Origin of the sequence: Shewanella sp. 1CM18E, from assembly GCF_023161665.1 — a bacterium.
Taxonomy (GTDB): Bacteria; Pseudomonadota; Gammaproteobacteria; order Enterobacterales; family Shewanellaceae; genus Shewanella.
This window is the reverse complement of sequence record NZ_JALNTW010000015.1, coordinates 60,073-82,772: the sequence shown is the minus strand read 5'-3', so window position 1 is coordinate 82,772 and position 22,700 is coordinate 60,073. Positions and strand designations below refer to the sequence as shown.

Annotated in this window: 21 protein-coding genes and 1 pseudogene; 13 read left to right on the top strand and 9 right to left on the bottom strand. The window is 43.5% G+C overall.

What is annotated here, in order from left to right; genetic code table 11:
- Positions 1–110: 110 nt before the first annotated feature.
- Together MSG37_RS17085 and rarD are read left to right on the top strand one after the other, a co-directional pair.
- Complete coding sequence (locus tag MSG37_RS17085; RefSeq protein WP_248471873.1) at positions 111–575, top strand: thioesterase family protein; 465 nt, start codon at positions 111–113, stop codon at positions 573–575.
- Positions 576–742: 167 nt separating this feature from the next.
- Positions 743–1,630, top strand: a complete 888-nt coding sequence (rarD, locus tag MSG37_RS17080) for an EamA family transporter RarD (RefSeq protein ID WP_248471872.1) — start codon at positions 743–745, stop codon at positions 1,628–1,630.
- A gap of 53 nt (positions 1,631–1,683) precedes the next feature.
- On the opposite strand, the gene MSG37_RS17075 is transcribed toward rarD, so the two are convergent.
- The 5 genes from MSG37_RS17075 to radC all read right to left on the bottom strand — a co-directional run bounded on the left by MSG37_RS17075 (position 1,684) and on the right by radC (position 5,246).
- Positions 1,684–2,196 (bottom strand): PH domain-containing protein, encoded by a 513-nt coding sequence (locus tag MSG37_RS17075; RefSeq protein ID WP_248471871.1) that lies wholly within the window; start codon positions 2,194–2,196, stop codon positions 1,684–1,686.
- 81 nt (positions 2,197–2,277) lie between these two features.
- Positions 2,278–3,597, bottom strand: coding sequence for an amino-acid N-acetyltransferase (argA, locus tag MSG37_RS17070; RefSeq protein ID WP_248471869.1), 1,320 nt, complete (start codon positions 3,595–3,597; stop codon positions 2,278–2,280).
- A 429-nt stretch (positions 3,598–4,026) separates the two neighbouring features.
- Positions 4,027–4,200: a 50S ribosomal protein L33 gene (rpmG, locus tag MSG37_RS17065; protein ID WP_012275560.1), complete on the bottom strand. Its 174-nt coding sequence runs from the start codon at positions 4,198–4,200 to the stop codon at positions 4,027–4,029.
- 6 nt (positions 4,201–4,206) lie between these two features.
- Positions 4,207–4,443: a 50S ribosomal protein L28 gene (rpmB, locus tag MSG37_RS17060; RefSeq protein WP_028773491.1), complete on the bottom strand. Its 237-nt coding sequence runs from the start codon at positions 4,441–4,443 to the stop codon at positions 4,207–4,209.
- A gap of 125 nt (positions 4,444–4,568) precedes the next feature.
- Positions 4,569–5,246 (bottom strand): DNA repair protein RadC, encoded by a 678-nt coding sequence (gene radC, locus MSG37_RS17055; protein ID WP_248471867.1) that lies wholly within the window; start codon positions 5,244–5,246, stop codon positions 4,569–4,571.
- Between the two features lie 143 nt (positions 5,247–5,389).
- On the opposite strand from radC, the gene coaBC reads away from it, so the two are divergent.
- From coaBC to folE, 5 genes are all read left to right on the top strand, one after another.
- Positions 5,390–6,583 carry a bifunctional phosphopantothenoylcysteine decarboxylase/phosphopantothenate--cysteine ligase CoaBC gene (gene coaBC, locus MSG37_RS17050; protein ID WP_248471866.1) on the top strand — a complete coding sequence of 398 codons (1,194 nt, stop codon included), beginning with the start codon at positions 5,390–5,392 and terminating at the stop codon, positions 6,581–6,583.
- Positions 6,583–7,041, top strand: a complete 459-nt coding sequence (gene dut, locus MSG37_RS17045; protein WP_248471864.1) for a dUTP diphosphatase — start codon at positions 6,583–6,585, stop codon at positions 7,039–7,041. The genes coaBC and dut overlap by 1 nt, the downstream gene beginning before the upstream one ends.
- Positions 7,042–7,140: 99 nt before the next feature.
- Complete coding sequence (slmA, locus tag MSG37_RS17040; RefSeq protein WP_028769278.1) at positions 7,141–7,734, top strand: nucleoid occlusion factor SlmA; 594 nt, start codon at positions 7,141–7,143, stop codon at positions 7,732–7,734.
- A gap of 129 nt (positions 7,735–7,863) precedes the next feature.
- Positions 7,864–9,825 (top strand): S9 family peptidase, encoded by a 1,962-nt coding sequence (locus MSG37_RS17035; protein ID WP_248471863.1) that lies wholly within the window; start codon positions 7,864–7,866, stop codon positions 9,823–9,825.
- A 235-nt stretch (positions 9,826–10,060) separates the two neighbouring features.
- A complete protein-coding gene (gene folE / locus MSG37_RS17030) occupies positions 10,061–10,720 on the top strand; it encodes a GTP cyclohydrolase I FolE (protein ID WP_248471862.1) in 660 nt (219 codons plus the stop codon).
- Positions 10,721–10,948: 228 nt separating this feature from the next.
- Here the strand turns inward: folE and pyrE are convergent, their stop codons facing one another.
- On the bottom strand, positions 10,949–11,590 hold the full coding sequence (pyrE, locus tag MSG37_RS17025) for an orotate phosphoribosyltransferase (RefSeq protein ID WP_220760937.1): 642 nt from the start codon (positions 11,588–11,590) through the stop codon (positions 10,949–10,951).
- A 109-nt stretch (positions 11,591–11,699) separates the two neighbouring features.
- Positions 11,700–12,413 (bottom strand): ribonuclease PH, encoded by a 714-nt coding sequence (gene rph, locus MSG37_RS17020; RefSeq protein WP_248471861.1) that lies wholly within the window; start codon positions 12,411–12,413, stop codon positions 11,700–11,702.
- A gap of 272 nt (positions 12,414–12,685) precedes the next feature.
- Between rph and MSG37_RS17015 the strand changes: the two genes are divergently transcribed.
- Positions 12,686–13,549, top strand: coding sequence for a YicC/YloC family endoribonuclease (locus MSG37_RS17015; protein WP_248471859.1), 864 nt, complete (start codon positions 12,686–12,688; stop codon positions 13,547–13,549).
- Positions 13,550–13,715: 166 nt separating this feature from the next.
- Here the strand turns inward: MSG37_RS17015 and MSG37_RS17010 are convergent, their stop codons facing one another.
- Positions 13,716–14,972 carry a type II toxin-antitoxin system HipA family toxin gene (locus MSG37_RS17010; protein WP_248471857.1) on the bottom strand — a complete coding sequence of 419 codons (1,257 nt, stop codon included), beginning with the start codon at positions 14,970–14,972 and terminating at the stop codon, positions 13,716–13,718.
- Entirely contained in the window at positions 14,969–15,280 is a 312-nt protein-coding gene (locus tag MSG37_RS17005; protein WP_248471856.1) for a helix-turn-helix transcriptional regulator, read from the bottom strand. Before MSG37_RS17005 ends, MSG37_RS17010 begins: the two co-directional genes overlap by 4 nt.
- A gap of 523 nt (positions 15,281–15,803) precedes the next feature.
- Between MSG37_RS17005 and MSG37_RS17000 the strand changes: the two genes are divergently transcribed.
- The 5 genes and pseudogenes from MSG37_RS17000 (at position 15,804) to MSG37_RS16980 (ending at position 22,594) form a co-directional block, all read left to right on the top strand.
- Complete coding sequence (locus tag MSG37_RS17000; RefSeq protein ID WP_028769284.1) at positions 15,804–16,052, top strand: helix-turn-helix transcriptional regulator; 249 nt, start codon at positions 15,804–15,806, stop codon at positions 16,050–16,052.
- A 10-nt stretch (positions 16,053–16,062) separates the two neighbouring features.
- A pseudogene (locus MSG37_RS16995) lies at positions 16,063–16,449 on the top strand (YicC/YloC family endoribonuclease); the annotation flags it as partial.
- 190 nt (positions 16,450–16,639) lie between these two features.
- Complete coding sequence (locus MSG37_RS16990) at positions 16,640–19,840, top strand: DEAD/DEAH box helicase (RefSeq protein ID WP_248471855.1); 3,201 nt, start codon at positions 16,640–16,642, stop codon at positions 19,838–19,840.
- A 543-nt stretch (positions 19,841–20,383) separates the two neighbouring features.
- Entirely contained in the window at positions 20,384–21,133 is a 750-nt protein-coding gene (locus tag MSG37_RS16985; RefSeq protein WP_248471853.1) for a 5'-methylthioadenosine/S-adenosylhomocysteine nucleosidase, read from the top strand.
- A gap of 192 nt (positions 21,134–21,325) precedes the next feature.
- Entirely contained in the window at positions 21,326–22,594 is a 1,269-nt protein-coding gene (locus MSG37_RS16980; protein ID WP_248471852.1) for a NupC/NupG family nucleoside CNT transporter, read from the top strand.
- Positions 22,595–22,700 lie beyond the last annotated feature (106 nt).

The window sequence follows — 22,700 nt, the reverse complement described above, 5'->3', positions numbered from 1 at the left end:
GTTGTCGCTATCGATTATTGCTGTTGGCCAAATTTTAAGCTTGCATGCTTCTATCTATTAGCGATAGATTAAATACTCTAATAAGATGCTAACCGACATAGGGACGCCAAATGAGTCAGCACATTCAACAACAAACACTGCGCAGAGTGGCAGAGATTTTTGACCAATATATTCCGTTTCACAATCTACTTGGTATGGATATCAAGCGTTACGATATGCAAGGCGTTGAGATAGAAGTAAAGATGAAACCTGAGCTTATAGGTAATATCCATCAACAAATTCTCCATGGCGGCGTAACGGCTACGGTACTTGATGTTGTCGGTGGTCTCACTGCGTTTTCAGGTCTTGTTGCCAGCCGTGACGACTGGACTTTAGAGGAACTAGAGCAGCGAATAAAAACCTTAGGCACAATCGATCTCAGAATCGATTATTTAAGGCCAGGGCGTGGCGAAATATTTACAGGCACAGGAACCGTGATCCGAGCCGGCAACCGAGTATCTGTGTCGCGCATGGAGCTACATAACGAAAAAGGTGATCATATTGCTTTTGGTACAGGCACTTATATGGTTGGCTAGATAAGCCAACGACTACGCTATTTTTCACCAAGATAGTGGCAGTAAAAGTTGCCTTAGTGTCACTTTCAAATAACAGCCACGGCGCTAACTAATGCTCTGGTCCGGCTTGAGTCTCACTCGCTGCACGACTACAATCTGCGCCTACTTTCCTATTTAGCACAATTCCGATGCAAGAAACTGAATACCGTAAAGGCATAGTCTATGCCGTTTGCGCCTATACCCTTTGGGGATTTGCCCCGCTTTATTTCAAACTGCTAGAAAATGTACCCGCAGCAGAGATCTTGCTACACCGAGTAATTTGGTCATTCGTGTTTGTCACTATACTGATCGCCCTATTTGGTGGCTTTGCGCGCCTACGCCACTTACTGAAACAGCCAAAGCAACTTGCCGTTTTATGCCTGACTTCAGTACTTATTGCAGGTAACTGGTTACTATTTATTTGGGCGGTGAATAACGATCACATGCTAGATGCTAGCTTAGGTTATTTTATTAACCCTTTGGTGAATGTAAGTTTAGCAATGATATTTCTAGGCGAGCGCCTACGTAAGCTGCAATGGGCGGCGGTAGCGCTGGCAGCTACTGGCGTGATGATCCAGCTGATCTCATTTGGCTCAATCCCATTAGTGTCGCTAGGACTCGCTTGTTCTTTTGCTTTTTACGGTTTACTGCGTAAAAAGGTCAATGTTGACGCCAAAACAGGCCTATTAGTTGAAACCGCTATTTTATTGCCAGTTGCGTTGGTTTACCTGTTTAGCAACACAGGTGACTCACTAACTCACTTATTGGCTAATGATCTGCACCATAACTTACTCTTGGTGGCTGCCGGTATCATTACTACTGTGCCGCTATTGTGCTTTGCATCTGCCGCGGTACGCATTCCGTTTTCGATGCTAGGTTTCTTCCAATATATTGGCCCAAGTATCATGTTTATCTTGGCTGTCGCCTTATTTAACGAACCATTTGACGCAGAAAAAGGAATCACCTTTGCGTTTATTTGGGCGGCGCTGGTGCTTTTTACTTTAGATATGCTTTATAAGCGCAAAGCTAAAAAGTAGTGGGTTGATATAACTAAAAAGCGAACCAGAGGGTTCGCTTTTTTTGTTTATGATTAAGGTGCAATTTTTATTAATGTTTCAGGATTTTCTAAACTCAAAATCAACGGATAATTACGCGTGGTTGGCAGCAATACTAAGTTGTCATTACTTGTGGTTGCCACAAAGGCCTTTTGCTCATTGGCGAGTCGAAACCAACCTAACTGAAACCCTGGCATACCCACCCCATTGACTCTTAGATCGGGTTTTAGCTCAGGAGTCTGACTCCAATCCACTCGCTCAACCTTAGCCAACTCCACCTCAGTTCGTGGCAAACTAAAACCATAAAATGGCACGTCTAAGGTTACAGTGTCGCCGCTGATAATCAGTTCGGCGTCATTCACCTTATAAAACATCCAGCTAAACGCCAGCACCATAGGCAACAACACACCTATTGCCACCGCTTTACTCACTTTGGGCATGTTCTTTAAATAAATGAAAACACCTAAGCCAATAAGAATTACGAGTAAAACGATAAAGCTCCAATGCCCTGTAGAGCTCAGTGGAGCAAGCTGATAAACCTGAGTCATAGCAGCGCCTTTAATGCTGGAAATTAACGGCTATTGTTGCATGACGACATAATGTGTCAATAAGCGCCTTTAAAACTATCTCTATAGATCTAAAGCTAAAATCTTAGATTTACGTTGGTAGTTGTACAGCTGCTTTTTCTTTTCCGGTAACTCATCCACCTCAACCATGTTGAAACCATGCTCAAGGAACCAATGAATGCTGCGAGTTGTTAAGGCAAATAAACGGGTATAACCGCGCACGCGTGCCTGACCAATAATGTTTTGCAGTAGCAAGCTACCTCTGTCTGCATCACGGTATTCAGGATGCACCACCAAACAAGCAAACTCGCCGGCGTTATCTTCTTCAAATGGGTAAAAAGCGGCGCAACCAATCACTAGGGTGTCACGTTCAATCAGCATAAACTGCTCAATCTCCATCTCAAGCTGCTCGCGAGAACGTCTGACCAAAATCCCTTTTTGCTCTAATGGACGGATCAAATCTAAAATGCCGCCGATATCGCGAATGGATGCACGGCGCAAACGCTCTGCGCTTTCAGTTACGATTTGAGTACCAATACCATCACGAGAGAACAGCTCTTGCAGCAAGGCACCGTCATCCAGATAGCTGACAAAGTGACAACGACTCACTCCATTGCGGCAGGCATCAATACTTGCCTGCAAAAATGCTTTAGTGCCAACACAAACAGGGGTGTCTTCTGGAAGTGCATTAAGGATCTTTTGCGCATCAGTAGGCATCAACTCAGCAATCACCTGACCAGTCTCATCCAAAATACCTTTTTGCGAGCTAAAGCCAATCATCTTGTCGGCTTTAAGTTTAACGGCAATTTGAGTCGCGACTTCTTCAGCAGTTAAGTTAAAACTCTCGCCTGTCACAGAAGCAGCAACAGGTCCTAATAACACTATACCGCCGCTATCTAACTGACGCTTGAGTCCTTGGCTATCGACTCGGCGAACTTTGCCACTTAAACAGAAATCAACACCGTCTTCGACTCCCAATGGCTGAGCAATCACAAAGTTACCGCTTATTACATTGATTTGGGTGCCTTGCATGGGCGTATTGCTGAGGCTCATCGATAAACGTGCAGTAATATCTAACTGCAAGGCGCCCACCACTTGCTTAATCACTTTCAAAGCATCTTCTTCAGTGATCCTCACACCATTGTAATATTCGGCAGGCAGACTGTGTTGAGTTAAGGCTTCATCAATTTGCGGCCTAGCGCCGTGTACGAGAACGATTTTAATCCCAAGGCTATGCAGCAGTGCGATGTCGTTGATGATGGCGCGAAACTGTTGCTGCGCGAGTGCTTCACCGCCCAACATAACGACAAAGGTTTTGCCCCGGTGGGCATTAACATAGGAGGCCGAATGACGAAATCCATCAACAAGTTCAGTTGTGCGCACGCTAAAATCACCTTAACAATAGTTAGAGACTCATTTTGATCTAACGATCCTGTAAGCCCCAAATACTACTGAATTTAAATTCATTTAAAAAGCATTAATTGTCATTTTAGCGTTTTATTTTACACTGCATAACATTCAGCATAAACCTAAAGGAAAACCATTTAAAATCAGAATAAAAATGTCGTTTATAGCTAACAACAATTAAATTCATCAACAAATAAAAAGTAACCTCGCACTGGTAGATATGCAAATAAACTTAAAATATATGATCAAAATAGGTAGTGGCTGCTCGACGAGTACTTAGCGGTATTAAAGTAAGGGGCTTAATTAAATAGTTAAGTTGAAAGGGGAATTAGCGGTTTTGCTAAAAAACAGGCAAAAAAAAGCCTCTATAAATAGAGGCTTTTTCCAAGATGCTTAAACAAGTAATTACTTGATTTTAGCTTCTTTGTACATAACGTGCTGACGTACTACTGGATCAAATTTCTTGATTTCCATTTTTTCAGGCATGTTACGTTTGTTTTTTTCAGTCGTGTAGAAGTGACCAGTGTTAGCGCTAGAAACTAGCTTGATCTTCTCACGATTACCTTTAGCTTTAGCCATGGTTTATTACACCTTCTCGCCGCGGGCACGAAGTTCAGCAATAACAACTTCAATACCTTTCTTATCGATGATACGCATACCTTTAGTAGATACACGTAGCTGTACGAAACGCTTCTCGTCTTCTAACCAGAAACGGTGGTTCTGTAGGTTAGGTAAAAAACGACGACGCGTAGCATTCTTCGCGTGCGAACGGTTGTTACCAACCATTGGTCGCTTGCCAGTTACTTGGCATACTCTTGACATGTCAATCTCTCCAAAACAATATTTAACGCTCGAGCATTAATGCACCTCGAACACGGCCGTCGCCTGAGGCACACAACAGAGGGCGCATTTTATACAGGATCTAAAATCAAAGATCAAGGAATAGATTAATCAATCCATCCCCTTTCAGCGAAAGAAACTATCTCTCGATCGCCCACAACCATGTGATCCAGTAAGGAAACATCAATAGTTTGTAGGGCTTGTTTCAATCGCTCAGTAATTCGTCTATCGGCTGAACTTGGTTCTGCAATTCCAGATGGATGATTGTGACACACGATCACAGCCGCAGCCTTTTTTTCAAGCACCAGACTCACCACTTCACGTGGATAAACTGACGCTGAATTTATAGTACCTCTAAATAATTCAACGAATTGAATCACTCTGTGTTGACTATCTAAAAGTAAAATAGCGAACACTTCATAGGCACGATCAGACAATTGTCTCATTAAATAGTCCCGAGTTAAATCAGGATCAGATAAAATTTTTCCTCTTTGTAGGTTTTCTCTCGAAATTCTTGCCCCTAACTCCACTGCAGCCTGCATTTGCGCAAATTTTACCGGACCAATGCCATCCAACCGACAAACTTGCCTTTGAGACGCGCTAAGCAAGCTTCTAAGGCCACCAAATTCATTAATCATAACCTTTGCCAGCTCAACAGCACTTAAGCCTTTTAAACCCACTCTAAGTAACACAGCCAATAATTCTGCGTCAGATAATTGTTTTACGCCCTGACTCAATAATTTTTCTCGCGGCGCTTCGCCTTCGGGCCAATCCTTAATTGCCATCACAACCTCCTTGTTGTTTTGAGTATGGTCTAGATTTTCTGAAGTTGTTCATCACCATTAAATGGTTTGTGATATCTTAGGCCAACTTCTGCTGTGCGACCTATGGTTTGCTAGCAACGTGATTATCAACATAGAGTTTAAGTATGGGTCTCACTAACAAAAAAGTACTTTTGGGAATTGGTGGCGGCATTGCCGCTTATAAATCTGCTGATTTAGTGCGTAAATTAAAAGAGCGCGGCGCTGATGTGCGCGTTGTAATGAGTCAAAGTGCGCAAGAATTTATTACGCCACTCACTCTGCAAGCACTATCTGGCTACCCAGTTGCCACAGACCTACTTGATCCAACGGCCGAAGCGTCGATGGGGCATATCGAGCTTGCTCGCTGGGCCGATTTAGTCATTATCGCTCCAGCTACCGCTAATCTTATTGCTCGCGTCAACGCTGGCATGGCAGATGAACTCATTACGACTACCTGCTTAGCCACTGAAGCACCTGTAGTACTCTGCCCTGCAATGAACCAACAGATGTACCGTAATGCAGCGACTCAAGCCAACTTAAAGCAAGTTAGCGAGCGCGGCCTACATATTTGGGGTCCAGATTTAGGCTCACAGGCTTGTGGTGAAGTAGGCCCAGGTAGAATGCTTGAGCCTGTCGCTATTGCAGAAAAAGCGGTTGAGTTTTTTGGCCCTAAACTGCTGCAAGGTATGTCGGTGTTGTTAACCGCAGGGCCAACTCGTGAAGCAATTGACCCAGTGCGTTATATCTCGAACCACAGTTCAGGCAAAATGGGCTTTGCCTTGGCCAAAGCCGCAGCAGAAATGGGCGCCGAAGTGACTCTGGTTGCCGGGCCTGTAAACCTAGCAACCCCAAATGGTGTTACCCGCATCAACGTTGAGTCAGCTCAGCAAATGCTTGATGCAGTAATGCCGCAAGTTGAGCAACACCAAATTTTTATTGGCTGCGCCGCCGTGGCCGATTATCGCATTGCCGAAGTCGCAGAAAGCAAAATTAAAAAATCAGCCGAGCAGATGCAACTTGCGCTGGTTCGAAATCCTGATATCTTAGCCAGCGTTGCCAGCCATGCGCACCGACCATTTACCGTCGGATTTGCAGCTGAAACCAATGACGTAGAGCAATATGCTCGCGGTAAGTTGAGCCGTAAAAAGCTCGATATGATCGCCGCTAACGACGTATCAAATACCGATATTGGCTTTAACAGCGACACAAATGCATTAAGCGTGTTTTGGAGCGATGGTAGCACCGACTTACCCGCTGTTGATAAAGACACATTAGCTAAGCAATTGCTTACTTTAATCGCGAATAAAATAAAAAACTGATGAAAACACCAATCGAACTAAAAATCCTCGATTCACGGATCGGTACTGAATTTCCGCTACCTGCTTATGCAACAACAGGTAGTGCAGGTATGGACTTGCGCGCCATTACCGATACTCAGCTAACGATTCAACCAGGCGAAACAGTACTGATCCCAACAGGGATTGCTATTCACGTTGCCGACCCAAGTTTGGCTGCTGTTATTTTACCGCGTTCAGGCCTTGGTCATAAGCACGGTATTGTACTGGGTAACCTCGTTGGTCTAATCGATTCTGACTATCAAGGACCACTGATGGTATCTTGCTGGAACCGTGGTACAGAGCCTTTTACAATCGAAATTGGTGACAGACTCGCACAACTGGTTTTTGTGCCTGTGGTTCAAGCTGAATTTAAACTAGTCGATGAGTTTAACCAGTCAGATCGCGGTCAAGGTGGATTTGGCCACTCAGGAACCAAATAACCGATTTTAGCGACTATCGCGTAATCATTTTAAATGGATAGCACGGAGCAACGTTTCCTTGCCGTCTCGCTCAGTAGTAATCGAGTGAAGGACAGATAAATGGCTGCAAGCCCAAAAATAAATCGTCGTGAGCACATTCTTCAATGCTTAGCGACAATGCTAGAAACCAGTCCAGGACAAAGGATCACCACCGCCAAACTTGCCGCTGAAGTCGGCGTATCAGAAGCGGCGCTTTATCGCCACTTTCCGAGCAAAGCACGAATGTTTGAAGGGCTTATCGAGTTTATCGAAGAGTCGCTATTATCGCGTATCAATTTAATCATGGACGAAGAAAAAGACACCATGAAGCGCTGCCAGCAATTACTGCAATTATTGTTAGTATTTGCCGAGCGTAATCCAGGGATTTCACGCGTACTAAACGGTGATGCACTGCTGGGTGAAAACGAGCGCCTACGCAGCCGCATTAGTCAGTTATTTGCCAAGATTGAAACTCATCTAAAGCAAATTTTACGCGAAAAAAGCCTACGTGAAGGTAAAGCGTTCAATCTCGATGAAGCGGTATTAGCCAACCTACTACTAGCTGTTGCAGAAGGTCGAATCGCCCAGTTTGTCCGTAGCGAATTTAAGCTAAAGCCGACTAAGCACTTTAACGAGCAATGGACTTTCATCCAGCAACAACTGCTACAAAGCTAAAACCTCTTTAAAAATGGCAGCAAATTAAACATGCTGCCATTTTGCTCTTCTGCTATTGCCTCACTGCAACTTTTAACTTACATTCCTAGCGTCACAATACTCTAACAATTGTTTCCACAAGGAAGTTGTATGAAACTCATCAAAGCTATTGGCCTAGTATTGCTTGCTTGGCTAAGCAGCACTGCATCTGCAACAACAGATAGCGCTGCACATCTATTCAGCCGCTCCGCGGAATTCTCCCAAGTAAAAATATCTCCTGCAGGTGACTATTTAAGCGCAATCACCAGTAAAGATGGCAAAAACATGCTGCTAATTTTAGATGCTGCCACTAAAAAAGCTGTTCATGTGGTTTTTTTCGATGGCAATGCCCAAGTGGGCCACTATGAATGGGTCAATGACGAACGAGTCGTGCTACAAAAAGAATACCTAAAAGGCTGGAGCGACCACCCGCTTTACTATGGAGAACTGATGGCGGTAAACGCTGATGGCTCTAAAGAAACATACCTATTTGGTTATCAAGGTGGGCAACAAGTAGGCTCAAGTATCAAAAGAAACACCGCAATTAGAGCAACCGCCTATATTTTAGATCCTATGCCTGAAAACGATCGTTTTATGCTAGTACAAGCACTACCATGGGGTAATGGCGGAAGTAACATGGCAGAAAACACCCAAAAAGTTTATCGCGTTGATGTTTATAAAGGTAAACGTAGAAAAGTTGCTGGCGCGCCTATCCCTTACGCCAACTTTCTCACTGACCATGATGGTAATGTGCGCTTTGTAAGTGGTACCCGTGACTACGTAAATACTGAGCTTTTCTACCGAGAAGACCGCGAATGGGTAAATACTGACAAACTAAACCTCAATCTAAATGCAATGACCCCAATAGCATTTAGTGACGATAAAAACAGTGTTTACGTCACCGCTAACGAGTCTGGTAAGCCGTCAGGTGTTTATCTAATCAACATCAAAACTGGCGATAAAAAACTTGTAAGCCAAGATAAAGTTGTTAATCCAAGCAATGTTTGGATTAACCAAACCACCAAAAAGCTTTATGCCGTTGAATATGAAAATGGTTACCCAGAATATGAGTTCGTGGCGCCTAAAGATCCATCCGCAATATATGTAAAACAGTTATTAGGCGCACTGCCCGGGTACCAAATTCACTTGGTAAGCCAAACAGTCGATGCCAACAAAATGATCATTAAGGCCTTTAACGATAGAACTCCTGGCAAGTATTACCTTTTCGATACAGAAAAATTAAACCTAGAGTTTCTTGTATCTCAAAAGAGCTGGATCGACTCAAATAAGATGGCTGAGATTAAGCCCATTAGCTTTACCAGCCGAGACGGGCTGGAGATCCATGGCTATTTAACCCTACCCCATGGTAAAGAAGCAAAAGACTTACCTTTAGTGGTTAACCCACATGGAGGCCCACATGGTCCGAGAGATTGGTGGGGGTTTGATCCACAAAATCAGATGATTGCTAGCCAAGGCGCTGCCGTGCTGCAAGTTAACTTTAGAGGATCTGGCGGCTATGGCACTGCATTTGAAAACGCAGGGCACCAAAAATGGGGCACTGAAATCCAGTACGACATTATTGATGCCACTAAATACGTTATCGACCAAGGCATTGCTGACAAAGACCGCATATGCATTGTAGGCGGTAGCTTTGGTGGCTACTCTGCAATTCAAAGCGCCACAATCGAGCCTGATTTGTTTAAATGTGCCCTGGGCTTTGCTGGCGTTTACGACCTGAAACTCATGTTTGATGAGGGCGATGTACAAGGCCGTAGAGCAGGTAAACGCTATCTTCAAGAAGTACTAGGAGAAGATGAAGCTGTACTTAAAGCCATGTCGCCAACTCATAATATCGACAAGCTCAAAGCAAACATTATGTTGGTTCATGGTGGAGAGGATGAACGTGCCCCTATCGAACAATTTGAAGCACTTGAAGAAGCACTAGAAAAGCATAAGTACCCGTTTAAAAAGCTGGTAATGGACGATGAAGGTCACGGCTTTTACGACGATGCCCATAGAGCTAAGTACTACAATGAAATGCTCAGTTTCCTAGAAACCAACCTTAAGCTGTAATCCCAAAAACAGAAAAACCGACTAGTTTAGTCGGTTTTTCTTATCTTCAATGCGCTTTTCGGTGTATATTTACAGCAAATAGCGGTATCCTCCCGTCCTCTCTAAATACAATGCTAATAGTTACCAATCTAACTTTTTATATTTACGAGATTACTGAGTCTCCCAATGAGACTGACGGCCCTAGTACACAGGATACGAATATCACCACTCATTCTTTATGGTGAAGGAGGAACTTATGACATCAAAAGAAGCAATCCTCAGTGAATCTGCTCAAATCGTAAAGTCTGCACTTATCGAGCGCGGCCTTGAAACGCCAATGCTACCTAATGAGCTAAGCCCAGAAGTGCGTAAAGACAAGATTGAACACCATATGCGTGAAATCTTGACCTTAATGTCACTAGACTTAAGCGACGACAGCCTAGCGGATACTCCACGCCGTATCGCCAAAATGTATGTCGATGAAATATTCTCAGGCCTAGACTACGCTAACTTTCCCAAGATCACCGTTATCGAGAACAAGATGGGCTTTGATGAAATGGTTAAGGTTAACGATATTAGCTTAACCAGTACCTGTGAGCATCACTTAGTGACTATCGATGGTGTAGCTACCGTGGCTTACCTGCCACGTAAAAACATTATTGGCCTATCCAAGATTAACCGTATTGTGCGTTTTTTTGCCCAGCGCCCACAGGTGCAAGAGCGCTTGACTCAGCAAGTGCTAGTCGCGCTGCAAGCGTTATTAGGCACTAAAGATGTTGCAGTTAAGATGGACGCTGTACATTACTGCGTAAAATCACGTGGCGTGATGGACTCAACCAGTTCAACCACCACCACAGCACTGGGCGGCATCTTTAAGTCGAACCCAGCGACCAGAGCTGAATTCCTCAGTAACTAAAAGTTAAGTAACTAAGGTAAAAAACCGAAAACGGAACACTCGCAGGCTCGTTCACTGATAACGGAACGGCCTTAGGCCTTACGGTAAAAATCATAAAAAATGCCGCGATTACATTTAACTGTAATCGCGGCATTTATCTTTTCCGCTATCCGAAAGCATAGCGCTCCGTTTTCCGTGAGCGCAGCGTTCCGTTATCCGTGAGCGTAGCGTTCCGTCATCCTAAAAACCTTAAATCCCGTATTGGTCGCGGTAAGCGCTTACCGTTGCAAGCTCTGCTTCCATACCTGACTTTTCAGACAAGTAGTTAATCAAGTCTTCAAGCTTGATGATAGACACGATGTCACAGCCAAAATCGCGTTCAACTTCTTGAATCGCAGAAAGCTCGCCCTTGCCCTTCTCTTGGCGGTCCAATGCAATCAATACACCAGCCAAAGCTGCTTTATGTGCTTCAATGATCTCCATTGACTCACGAATCGCAGTACCTGCGGTGATCACGTCATCAACTAGCATTACGCGGCCTTGCAGCTCGCTACCCACTAGGCTGCCACCTTCTCCGTGATCTTTCTTCTCTTTACGGTTAAAGCAGTAAGGCATATCGATATCGTGGTGATCGCACAGTGCTACCGCAGTAGTGGTTGCGATTGGAATACCCTTGTATGCAGGGCCAAATAGCAAGTCATACTCAATACCAGAGTCAACCAGCGCCGCAGCATAAAAACGACCTAGACGCGCTAAATCACGGCCAGTATTAAACAGGCCAGCGTTAAAGAAATAAGGGCTAGTGCGGCCTGACTTTAACGTAAATTCGCCAAATCGAAGTACCTGACGTTCTAGGGCAAATTCAATAAACTCACGTTGATAGGCTTTCACAATCTCTCCTTAAAAATGTAGGGGTAATACTTTGTGTATTATTTAGTACTATTAGGTTTTCTTTACTTACAAAAAGGACCCCGTAGGGCCCTAATAACAAAAACAATAATTAGCTTAAAGCAGCTTTCTGCGTATCAACGATTTCGCGAATACCGTGCTTAGCCAAATCAAGTAGGCTCAATAGCTCTTCATGGCTAAATGGCTCACCTTCTGCAGTACCTTGGATTTCGATGATCTTACCGGTCTCAGTCATTACCACGTTCATGTCAGTTTCTGCAGCGCTATCTTCGATATATTCTAAATCGCAGATAGGCTCGCCTTTATAAATACCAACACTTACCGCAGCAATCAGGAACTTAAGTGGGTTAGTCTTTAAAATACCTTTACCACGAGCCCAGTTTAGCGCGTCAACTAACGCAACACAGGCGCCAGTAATCGCAGCAGTACGGGTGCCACCGTCAGCTTGAATCACGTCACAGTCGATAACGATAGTGTTTTCGCCTAGTAGCTTCATGTCTACAGCAGCGCGTAGTGAACGGCCGATTAGACGCTGAATCTCTTGCGTACGACCAGACTGCTTACCGCGAGCGGCTTCACGCTGCATACGGCTATGAGTAGAACGTGGCAGCATGCCATATTCAGCAGTTACCCAACCTTGGCCTTGGCCTTTAAGGAAACGCGGTACGCCTTCTTCAAAACTAGCGGTACACAGTACTTTGGTGTCACCAAATTCTACTAAAACCGAACCTTCGGCATGAGCAGTAAACTGGCGAGTAATAGTCACAGGGCGAGACTGTGCTGGAGTTCTGTTGCTTGGGCGCATGATGAATTCCTGTAATTAAGGGCATGGGGTAATTTGGCTGCATATTATAGGGATATGTGCGCCACTATGCTATCTGAATCCGTAAACTCAGCAGAAAACTGCCTTCTGATTTTGCGCATAAGCTCGCAATAACCGCAATCGATGAATAAAAGCCTACAACAGCGCCTTGTCATCACGCCTGCATGAGCAAAATTAGCACTAAAGCCTGCACCTTAAATTTGTTTGGGTATATAATCACAATTCACTTAGACGAATCACACTGGAAATCATCAATGATCCAAAGCATGACAGCCTACGCTCGCATTGAGCACAAAGCAGATTGGGGCACAGCCTCTTGGGAAATCCGTTCAGTTAACCAGCGCTACCTAGAAACTTACCTGCGCCTACCAGAACATTTCCGCAGCTTGGAGCCTGTTCTTAGAGATCGTCTACGTAAACGCTTAAACCGCGGTAAAGTTGAAGTAAACCTTCGCTATGACCTAAACGAGAAGAGCGACAGCGAGTTACAGTTAAACCAAGATCTAGCTAAGCAAATTATCAATGCCGCTAACTGGGTGAAGAACGAAGCAGGCCAAGGCGAGCTAAACGTAGTTGACGTACTGCGCTGGCCAGGTGTGATGTCAGGCTCAGAGCAAGACATGGACGCACTAGGCAAAGAGTTGTTAGTGGCTTTTGATGCGGCAATCGATCAGTTTATCGAAGCCCGTGGCCGTGAAGGTGATGCAATCAATACCATGCTACAAACTCGCTTAGACCAAATCGTTGAGCAAGTCGCGGTTGTACGTGGCCACATGCCAACCGTTATGCAATGGCAGCGTGACAAGCTAACTAACCGTTTAGCTGAAATAACCGGTGAACTTGACCCTGCTCGCATGGAGCAAGAGATGGTATTGCTAGCGCAAAAGATGGACGTTGCCGAAGAGATGGACCGTCTTGACGCCCACGTAGCAGAAACGCGCCGTATTCTTAAGAAAGGTGGCGCACAAGGTCGCCGTCTAGACTTTATGATGCAAGAGTTTAACCGTGAGTCAAACACCCTAGCGTCTAAGTCAATCAGCGCAGAAGTTACCGCTGCAGCGGTTGAACTAAAAGTATTGATTGAGCAGATGCGTGAACAGATCCAGAACGTGGAGTAAGTCTCTATCGATTTGAATTAGTGTTTTAAGCCCAGTTTATCGCTGGGCTTTTGTTTGCCTTTAGTATGTCGTTATGGATGTAAGCTCAACATATGTCGATACTATTTACATATGCACTCAGCACTCGTAGTTTATGTCGATAAAACCTGATTTTATCGACATAAAGCTAACGAACCTGAAACTCTGGTGATAACGTTTGCCAATGACTTTGCAAAGCTTCTTTATGCTCATCTAGCATAGGCAGTGCTTCGAGCATCTCTGGCCACATAGAGCGAGCCTTCACTATCGTATCGAGAAGATGTGGTTTAATTGCCACCCATGGAACACCTACCGTATTTGACCACTTCTCAAAATGCTGCAACGTTATTTCATACCACTGTTTAGACTTGGCCATATTCAAAGCAAGGCTGTCATCTTGTATGTAAGGAGCAGTGAACACCACATCATAAAGCGGTGACAAACGAGGAGTGCGCTGATCTTGGTAGATGATGGTCCAATTCTTAAGGTGAGCATCACCATTACCTAACAGTATATTAATCAGTAATCTTCTCGCCATTTGCTGTACATCACCCAAGCGATCATAACTTGTACGGAATAGTACCTGCCCTAATTGTTCATAGTTAACTTTCTGATATTTATCTGTAGGATATAGGCCAAAGATTTGAGCAAAGTCTTCAGTATGCACTCGGCCTTCATGAGTACGATCAAAACGTTTTATACCATAAGCATAGGTTTCATCGGGGAGTCTGATATTTGGTAATCCCTCCAACTCATTGAGTTTGATTAAGCGTATATCTGGGATTTTTGCGCCTGCCGCTTCGGCCAACTTCATACAGGTATATTCATTGACAGACACACCTTTATGCACTGTTGAAGGCGTTTTAATAATCCACATATCTTCAGAAATTTCCTGATCAATGTGATAGCGACCATCTACATGAGAAGATGAGAATTTCATCTGTACACCAGCAAGCGAAAATTTAGTATCTGCATGTTTAACGTTAATCTGCTGTGGTTCGGTCACTAAACGTTGTTCTAACGCCCAAACTGGCATATTACCTGCTCTGATAGGCGTCGCCACCAATGCACCAGGCAAATTAGTCCCCAAATAGGCCAAAATTGAGAACTCGTTATTTACGTGACATTGAAGCGCTTTCGCCACAATATCCCTTAAGATCCCTTCTGGTAATAAATTAGATAATACAGGGGGTATTTTGTCACTGCGGATTTGAGGCTTAGAGAAATAACTAGGATCTTGAAGCTGTCTAAGTGTAAGCACAGGTCTTTCATGCTTGGGCATTGCAATATATTCAGGGTTAAAACTAAGTATGTTCTTCCCGCCAGCATAATGAGCAACAACGCCAATATCGATACCGTGTAGCTGAATATTCAATCCTTCTACTTGCTCTATTTGTTTGCTCATTTCTGATCCTCTGATCCAAACCAAAACCCTAAATCATCCGAATCATCTTCTAGCGATTCAACACAGGCATCACTTGAAGCGACTTCTAAGCTAGGTTGATCAATATTGCTTCCCTTAGAGGTAATAGATAATTCCATATTTAAGCCATCTAGAACACGTAATAGAGTAGACAACTTCATATCGCTACCTGCTTCGATACGCTGATATTGCTGCTGCTTCATACCGATACGCATATACATATCTTTTTGTTCCATCTGGAGCTGTTTACGTCGAGATGAAAGTAGTTTGGAAATTTGCTCAATCGTCATCACACCCAACCTCAAACAATAGAAAAGTTGTACACAAACCTATAAACAACATATTAGTTGTAAAACCAGCTATAAACAACTTATCTGATGTATCAAGCCGAAAATACAACTTAATAGTTGTAAACGGGCTTAAAGGATCGATAGTCAGAGCTCATAAACTTTGACTAGGTCAATTATGAAATGAAGCAAGTGATCCTTCACAGATAAACCTAGTGGGGACGGTATCGGTGGATAAAACTAAAATGGATCTTCATAATACAAAGTAACTCTCCAATAAGTGACAAGCTAGTAAAACCATATATTTATTAGATGCTTAATTTTTCAAATTCTGCTTTTCAAAAAGTGCACCTTGCTACCCTTTTAAAGAGCGTAACCGTACACTTTCGCTAAATGTGTACGATCATGCACTTTTAGGTAAAACAGCTGCCACCCGCGCCAATAGTGTAGGTTGTTACACTTTCACCTTGATTCATGACATACAAAGCACTAAAGTAACCATAAGTACACTTTTAATGGCGGTACCATGGTCACTCAACTCGATCCAAGCACCTTAGGCAAACTAATCAAAGACCGCCGAAAGGCCGCTAACATGACTCAGGAAGTCGCCGCATCATTCTGTGGTGTTACCAAGAAGACCTTGATCAGAGTCGAAAAAGGTGAAGATGTATACTTTTCAACTATCATCAAAATCCTCAGTGGCCTTGGTATAAAGCTGACCGTCGATACTCCTAATAGCGAAAACAACTTAGGGGACAGCAATGAGTGGTTCTAATTTTCACACTCTGGACCAAATCGTTGAGCAAGTGGCTATCGTGCGTGAGCACATGCCACAAGTGATGCAGTGGCAGCGTGACAAGCTAACCAACCGTTTAGCCGAAATTACCGGTGAACTTGACCCTGCTCGTATGGAGCAAGAGATGGTGTTGCTAGCGCAGAAGATGGACGTTGCCGAAGAGATGGATCGTCTTGACGCCCACGTAGCTGAAACCCGCCGCATTCTTAAGAAAGGTGGCGCACAAGGTCGCCGTCTAGACTTTATGATGCAAGAGTTTAACCGTGAGTCAAACACCCTAGCGTCTAAGTCAATCAGCGCCGAAGTCACTGCTGCAGCGGTAGAACTAAAAGTATTGATTGAGCAAATGCGTGAGCAAATTCAGAACGTAGAGTAGCTTTTTGCGTTTATAGAAGTCGCTGTAAAAGACAAGCAGCAAAATATAAGGAAGCCCAGCTAAATGCTGGGCTTTTTGTTGGCTGTGATTCAGTATTTTAAGTTCAGGTGATTAGTTTTAACGTCACTACTTATTTCTATTAATCAATTCAGTTATTCTTAGCTAACTTCAAATAATCAAAGCACTTTTAATGAATCAAACCGGCATATACGAGCAACTGATAACTCAGTTAGTCGAACAGAAATTAGATCGAAAAGCTTTCTATGTTGGCGAACGTTCATTGGAAAATGGTGAAGCCGCCTCTTGGCTTTCTCGCTTTTTGACAAGAATAATCGAAATAGCGATAGACTCTGTTCCTAATGGTAATGATCGCGTTTTTGAGCAAATAAGTTTAGCCAATAAAGTCATTGAATGGCTTAGTGCTAACATTGGTGATAGTGAGCTCATCACCGAAAATCTGATTGATAGCCAAGGCAAGATCCTGACTGCATTGCTCGACAAGCAAAACCCAATATCCTCAGATTTGCCAAAGTATATTGAAGGCGTTATGCCGCTAACAGGACTCACTCAGAGCGAGTTATTTTGTGGAAGTAATGCAGGCGTATCTCTTGAAACTGAGATTAAACGTGAAATCCAGTCATCTGATAAGATCTATTGGCTAGTCTCATTTATCAAATGGGCTGGGATCAGGATCTTTAAAAAAGAACTTGAAGAATTTACTCGCAGCGGTAAACAGCTAAAGATTATCACCACCTCCTATATGGGCGCGACAGATGCTAAAGCTGTTGAGTTTTTGGCAGCTTTGCCAAATACGCAAGTGAAGCTGAGCTACAACACCAATAGAGAACGCTTACACGCAAAATCCTATTTATTTATGCGTAACTCGAGCTTTCATACTGGTTATATCGGTTCATCTAACCTGTCACATTCTGCCTTAACTAGTGGGCTAGAGTGGAACTTAAAGATCACATCGCAAGAGATCCCGCATATTATTGAAAAGTCTCTCAGTACATTTGAAACCTACTGGGAGTCACCAGATTTTGAATATTTTGATGGTAAAACCCAAAGCAAAGAGCGCTTAGTTAACGCCTTGCAAGAAGCCAGAGGCACTTACGATACATCCGCACAAAGCTTTTATTTTGATATAAAACCTCACTCACATCAGCGAGCTATTTTAGAAAAACTAAAAGTAGAACGTGAGCTACACGGTAGGTATCGAAACCTTGTCGTTGCAGCGACAGGTACAGGCAAAACGATTATCTCAGCATTTGATTTCGCTGAATTTTATGCAGAGAATCCTGAGGCTAAGTTTTTATTTTTAGCGCATAGAGAGGAAATCTTAAAACAAGCGAGAAGTGCATATCGCGGTGTGTTAAAAAACAACCAATTTGGCGAATTGCTCGTAGGACAAAATAAACCACAAAGGTTTAATCAGTTGTTTGCATCTATCCAAAGCTTAAACAATCAGCTAGCGACCATTCAATTAACCGAAGGGTACTTTGATTACATTGTTATCGATGAAGTCCATCACGTTGCAGCAAACAGTTATCGAGCTATTCTAAAACACTTTACGCCACAAGTTTTACTCGGTTTAACAGCCACACCAGAACGCCATGATGGCGCTGATATTCTTAAAGACTTTTGTAATGTCATTGCAGCTGAAATCAGGTTACCAGAAGCTATTAATCAACGTCATTTATCACCGTTCCAATACTTCGCAATTGATGATGACACCGATCTCAAAAAGGTTTCATGGGCAAAAGGCCGTTATGATGTCGCCGAACTAACTAAACTCTACACACACAATGACCAAAGAGTCTTGCGAATACTGCAAAGCTTAGAAGAGATCATTACAGACATATCGCAGATGCGCGCATTGGCGTTTTGCGTAAGTAAAGATCACGCTAAATTCATGGCGCAAAAGTTCACTTTAAGCAATATCCCTTGCGGCGTACTCACCAGTGACAATTCAAAAGAACGAGACATTCAGCTGCAACGTTTGAAATCAAAAGAAATTAACGTGCTGTTTGTGGTTGATATATTCAACGAAGGTGTCGATATTCCGGAGCTAGACACATTACTGTTTTTAAGACCAACAGAAAGTCTGACTATCTTTCTTCAACAATTAGGTCGCGGTTTACGACTGACTAAAGATAAAGAGTGCTGTACCGTCATTGATTTCGTTGGTAACTCTCGTCCTGAGTATGACTTTTCGCATAAGTTTAGAGCGCTTATCGGCAAAACCAACCAATCTATTTCAAAGGAGATCAAACAAGGGTTTCCACATTTACCTTTGGGCTGCCGAATAGAGCTGCAAGAAAAAACGCAACAAATGATTTTAAGGAACATATCGCTAGCAACCTTAAACAAAAACAGACTGCTGGGCTTAATTTCAAATTACTCTAACGTGACAGATTTACCTCTTACGCTAGCAAACTTTCTGCATATCTATCCTGACTTGTCATTAGAGGATATCTATAAAGTAAAAGTAGGTAAGTTTGGTGGTTGGCGAGCACTTGTAGAAACAAGCCGCAGTAAAGAAATACAGCAGAACCAGTTAGACATTTATGCCGCTTACTATCGTGCAATCAACAATCGCTTATTAAGCTGCACTTCTATCTCTTATTTGCTGTTCATCAAAGCATTATGTGGCAGTAACTTCTCATTGCCAACTCAAGCTTTTATTGGGTCTGATGCAGAACAACACCGTCCAGTTTTTTCGACCATGTGTCATTATGATTTTTGGGATAAAACGGGTAAGCAAGCCGGATTTGATACCATTGAGCAAAGTTTACTTGCGCTAAAACATAACAAACTACAAGACGAGCTTAATGACGTTATTTCACTGCTTATTGAACGCTTAGCCACACAAGAATTTAAGATGCCTGCCGTAGGTAATATTGTGGTGGATGGCTCTCCGTTAAAGATGCATGTACGTTACCCTAAGGAACATATATTGGTGGCGTTTGGTGATAGTACATTTGATAAGAAATCATCCAGTAGAGAAGGTGTACTTAATATTGCAGGTGCCAATACTGAACTGCTGTTTGTTACCTTAGATAAATGCGAAAAGCAGTTTTCAGCAACAACCATGTACCATGACTACGCGATCAGTCCCACGCTATTTCATTGGCAAACCCAGAATAGTGCCAAGCCAACCTCTGGTAGAGGGTTAGGTTATATAACGCAGCAAGAAAACAACAAGACGTTCATCTTATTTGTTAGAGAACAAGCTAAAGATGAATATGGGAAAACCATGGGATTTGTCAATTTTGGTCCAGTAGACTTTGTTAAGTATGAAGGCTCTCAACCAATGAATATTACATGGAAGCTAAAACAAGCTATGCCTGCATATATGTGGCATGACACCGCTAAACTAGCTGTTGGCTGATAGGTAGCTTTGCTAAACACACCACCAGCCTATTCCCAATGATAAAATGAGTGGCCCTTTCTCAAAGTAGAAGTGCGCCACTCGCTCATCTTAGCAAGCGAAAAGCCTCCTTTTTTGACAATTTCAGAGCCCCTTCAAGCCGCGGATTCCTCACTTTCCACAGTCAACTCTGTCCTACTCAGCTTTAATTCGCCCCACTAACTAACCTGTTTTTTTAAACACTGTTTTCTAATTTAAAATCATTGCCCGACATCGTGAGCTCAACAAATGAACACCTTTTGAAATTCCCTTACAAAATAAGTGGTTACAACAGCAAAAAATCAACTACTCAAGCCAGTAATTGTGCGTTTTATAGGCCACCGAAACCGCAACAAGTATTTTACTTTTCATTTCGTTGTTTAGCCTAAATCTCGTTGCTACCATCCGCGCACTTTCCATTTGAAGTTATTTGTCATGCCAACTTGCGAGTAGCCAACAGCTGAAAAGTTAGACCCTGAACACGTAAACTCTGAACAGTCACACAATGAAAAGTTACCCTCAAAAATGCTAAATCCTATCTTAGTTCAAGGCGCGATGGACGTTGAAGTTGAAACGCTTGTTGCCGCCCTTAATGATGTACAACAACAAACATTTGGTTCGTGGACGTTCTGGCAAGGCCTATTAGATGGCTACCCAGTTGTGGTGTCGCGTACCGAGATTGGTTTGGCTAACGCCGCCGCATCTACCACCCTTGGTATTGCGCACTTCCAGCCAAGAGCTATCATCAATCAGGGCACTTCTGGTGGCCACGATCCTAAGCTTTACCGCTCAGATATCGTGATTGGTGAAACCAGCTTTAACATGGGCGCTTACAAGATTGAGTTCGTGGAAAAAGGCCAAGGTATACACCCTACTACTTGGCAAAACTTCGATATGCCAATGTACCTGCGCGAAAACGGTGTTGTAGTTGAACACAATCACTTTAAAGCTGACCCAAAACTTGTTGAAGTCGCCCTATCGCAAGCAAGCAGCTACAACCACGGCAAAGTGGTTGTGGGTCGAATTGGTAGCTGTGACGAATGGAACCGCGAAGTTGACCGCATTAACTGGTTCCACGAAACCATGGGCACTTCAGTTGAAGAGATGGAAACCTCAGCGGCTGCGCAAGTTGCCGAAGCTTACAAACTACCTTTTGTGAGCATTCGCGTACTGTCTAATACCGACCAACATAAGCAAGACTTTGAGCCGCAAACGGCGATTGATTGTCAGGTTTATGTGCTTGATGTCATCAAGGCATTAATTAAGACCTTTTAAAGCCAGTTAAAACGAATCTGCGACGGGAAAAACTAGCGTATTCCCGCCCGCTTTCGCTCGCTTTAAAAACGCTAATTTAACGCTTCATTGTTATAAAAAATGCTTTAAAGAATGCTTTAAACATTGCCCTAAACATCGGGGAGAACATTAGCCTCCCCTTTACATCAACTTAGATAGTAATAGACAAAACAAATGCAAATTTTAATCAGTATTGTTGGCATCATCACCCTACTTGCAGTGGCTTTTCTAGCTTCAGAAAACCGTAAAGCCATTAACTACCGCACGGTTGGTTTGGCGTTTTTACTGCAGTTAATTATGGGTGCGTTTGTCATCTATTCATCGTTTGGCCAAGCCGTTATCTTTAATATGGCTGAAGCGGTTTCAACCGTGATTGGTTATAGCAACCAAGGTATGTCGTTCATGTTCGGCGGCCTAGTTAGCGACAAAATGTATGAGCTATTTGGCGCTGGCGGCTTTGTGCTTGCCTTTAAAGTGCTACCAATTATTGTGTTTTTCTCAGCAATTTCGGCGGTGCTGTACTACCTAGGCATCATGCAGTGGGTGGTTCGCATTGTGGGTGGCGCACTGCAAAAAATCCTGAATACCAGCAAAGCAGAATCTATGTCTGCCAGTGCTAACATCTTCTTAGGTGTGACTGAAGCGCCACTACTAATTAAGCCTTATATGCCGAAAATGACTCGTGCTGAATTGTTTGCGGTAATGTGTGGTGGCTTGGCATCGATTGCCGGCACTATGCTAGCGGGTTACGCTCAGCTCGGCATTAAGATGGAGTACCTGTTAGCAGCCTCGTTTATGGCGGCGCCAGGTGGTCTACTGTTTGCTAAGTTGTTGATCCCACAAACTGAAAAAGTAGAGGATGAGAGCTTAGCGGTAGTTGAAGAAAATCCACCAGCTAACATTATTGATGCGGCAACAACCGGTACCATGAACGGTTTATCACTCGCCATGGCTGTAGGCGCCATGCTATTTGCCTTTGTCAGCTTAGTGGCGCTAATGAACGGCATGTTAGGTGGCATTGGTAATTGGTTTGGTTTTGATGGCCTAAGCTTACAGTTAATCCTTGGCTATCTGTTCGCCCCTGTTGCATGGTTGATGGGTGTGGCGTGGGATGAAGCGCTACTTGCGGGTTCGTTCATCGGCCAGAAGATTGTCATCAACGAGTTCTTTGCTTATATCAACCTAGCACCTTATCTAAGCGGCGACATGATTGTTGAATCTACAGGCTTGCCGATGTCTGAGCGCACTCAAGTGATTTTATCATTCGCACTGTGTGGCTTTGCTAACTTAGGTACGGTAGCGATTGCGATTGCTGGTATTGGTGGTTTAGTGCCAGAGCGCCGCTCTGAAATTGCATCACTAGGTTTAAAAGCATTATTCGCTGGTATCTTGTCGAACCTAATGGCAGCAACCATTGCCGGTTTGTTTATGAGCCTTGTTTAAGTAGCCCATTTTTAGCGGCTAGTTAGCAAACAGGCCCATATGGCGTAACGTCATATGGGCCTGTTTTGTTTTACACGCTATAGCGTGTAACGTTCATGACGTTAAA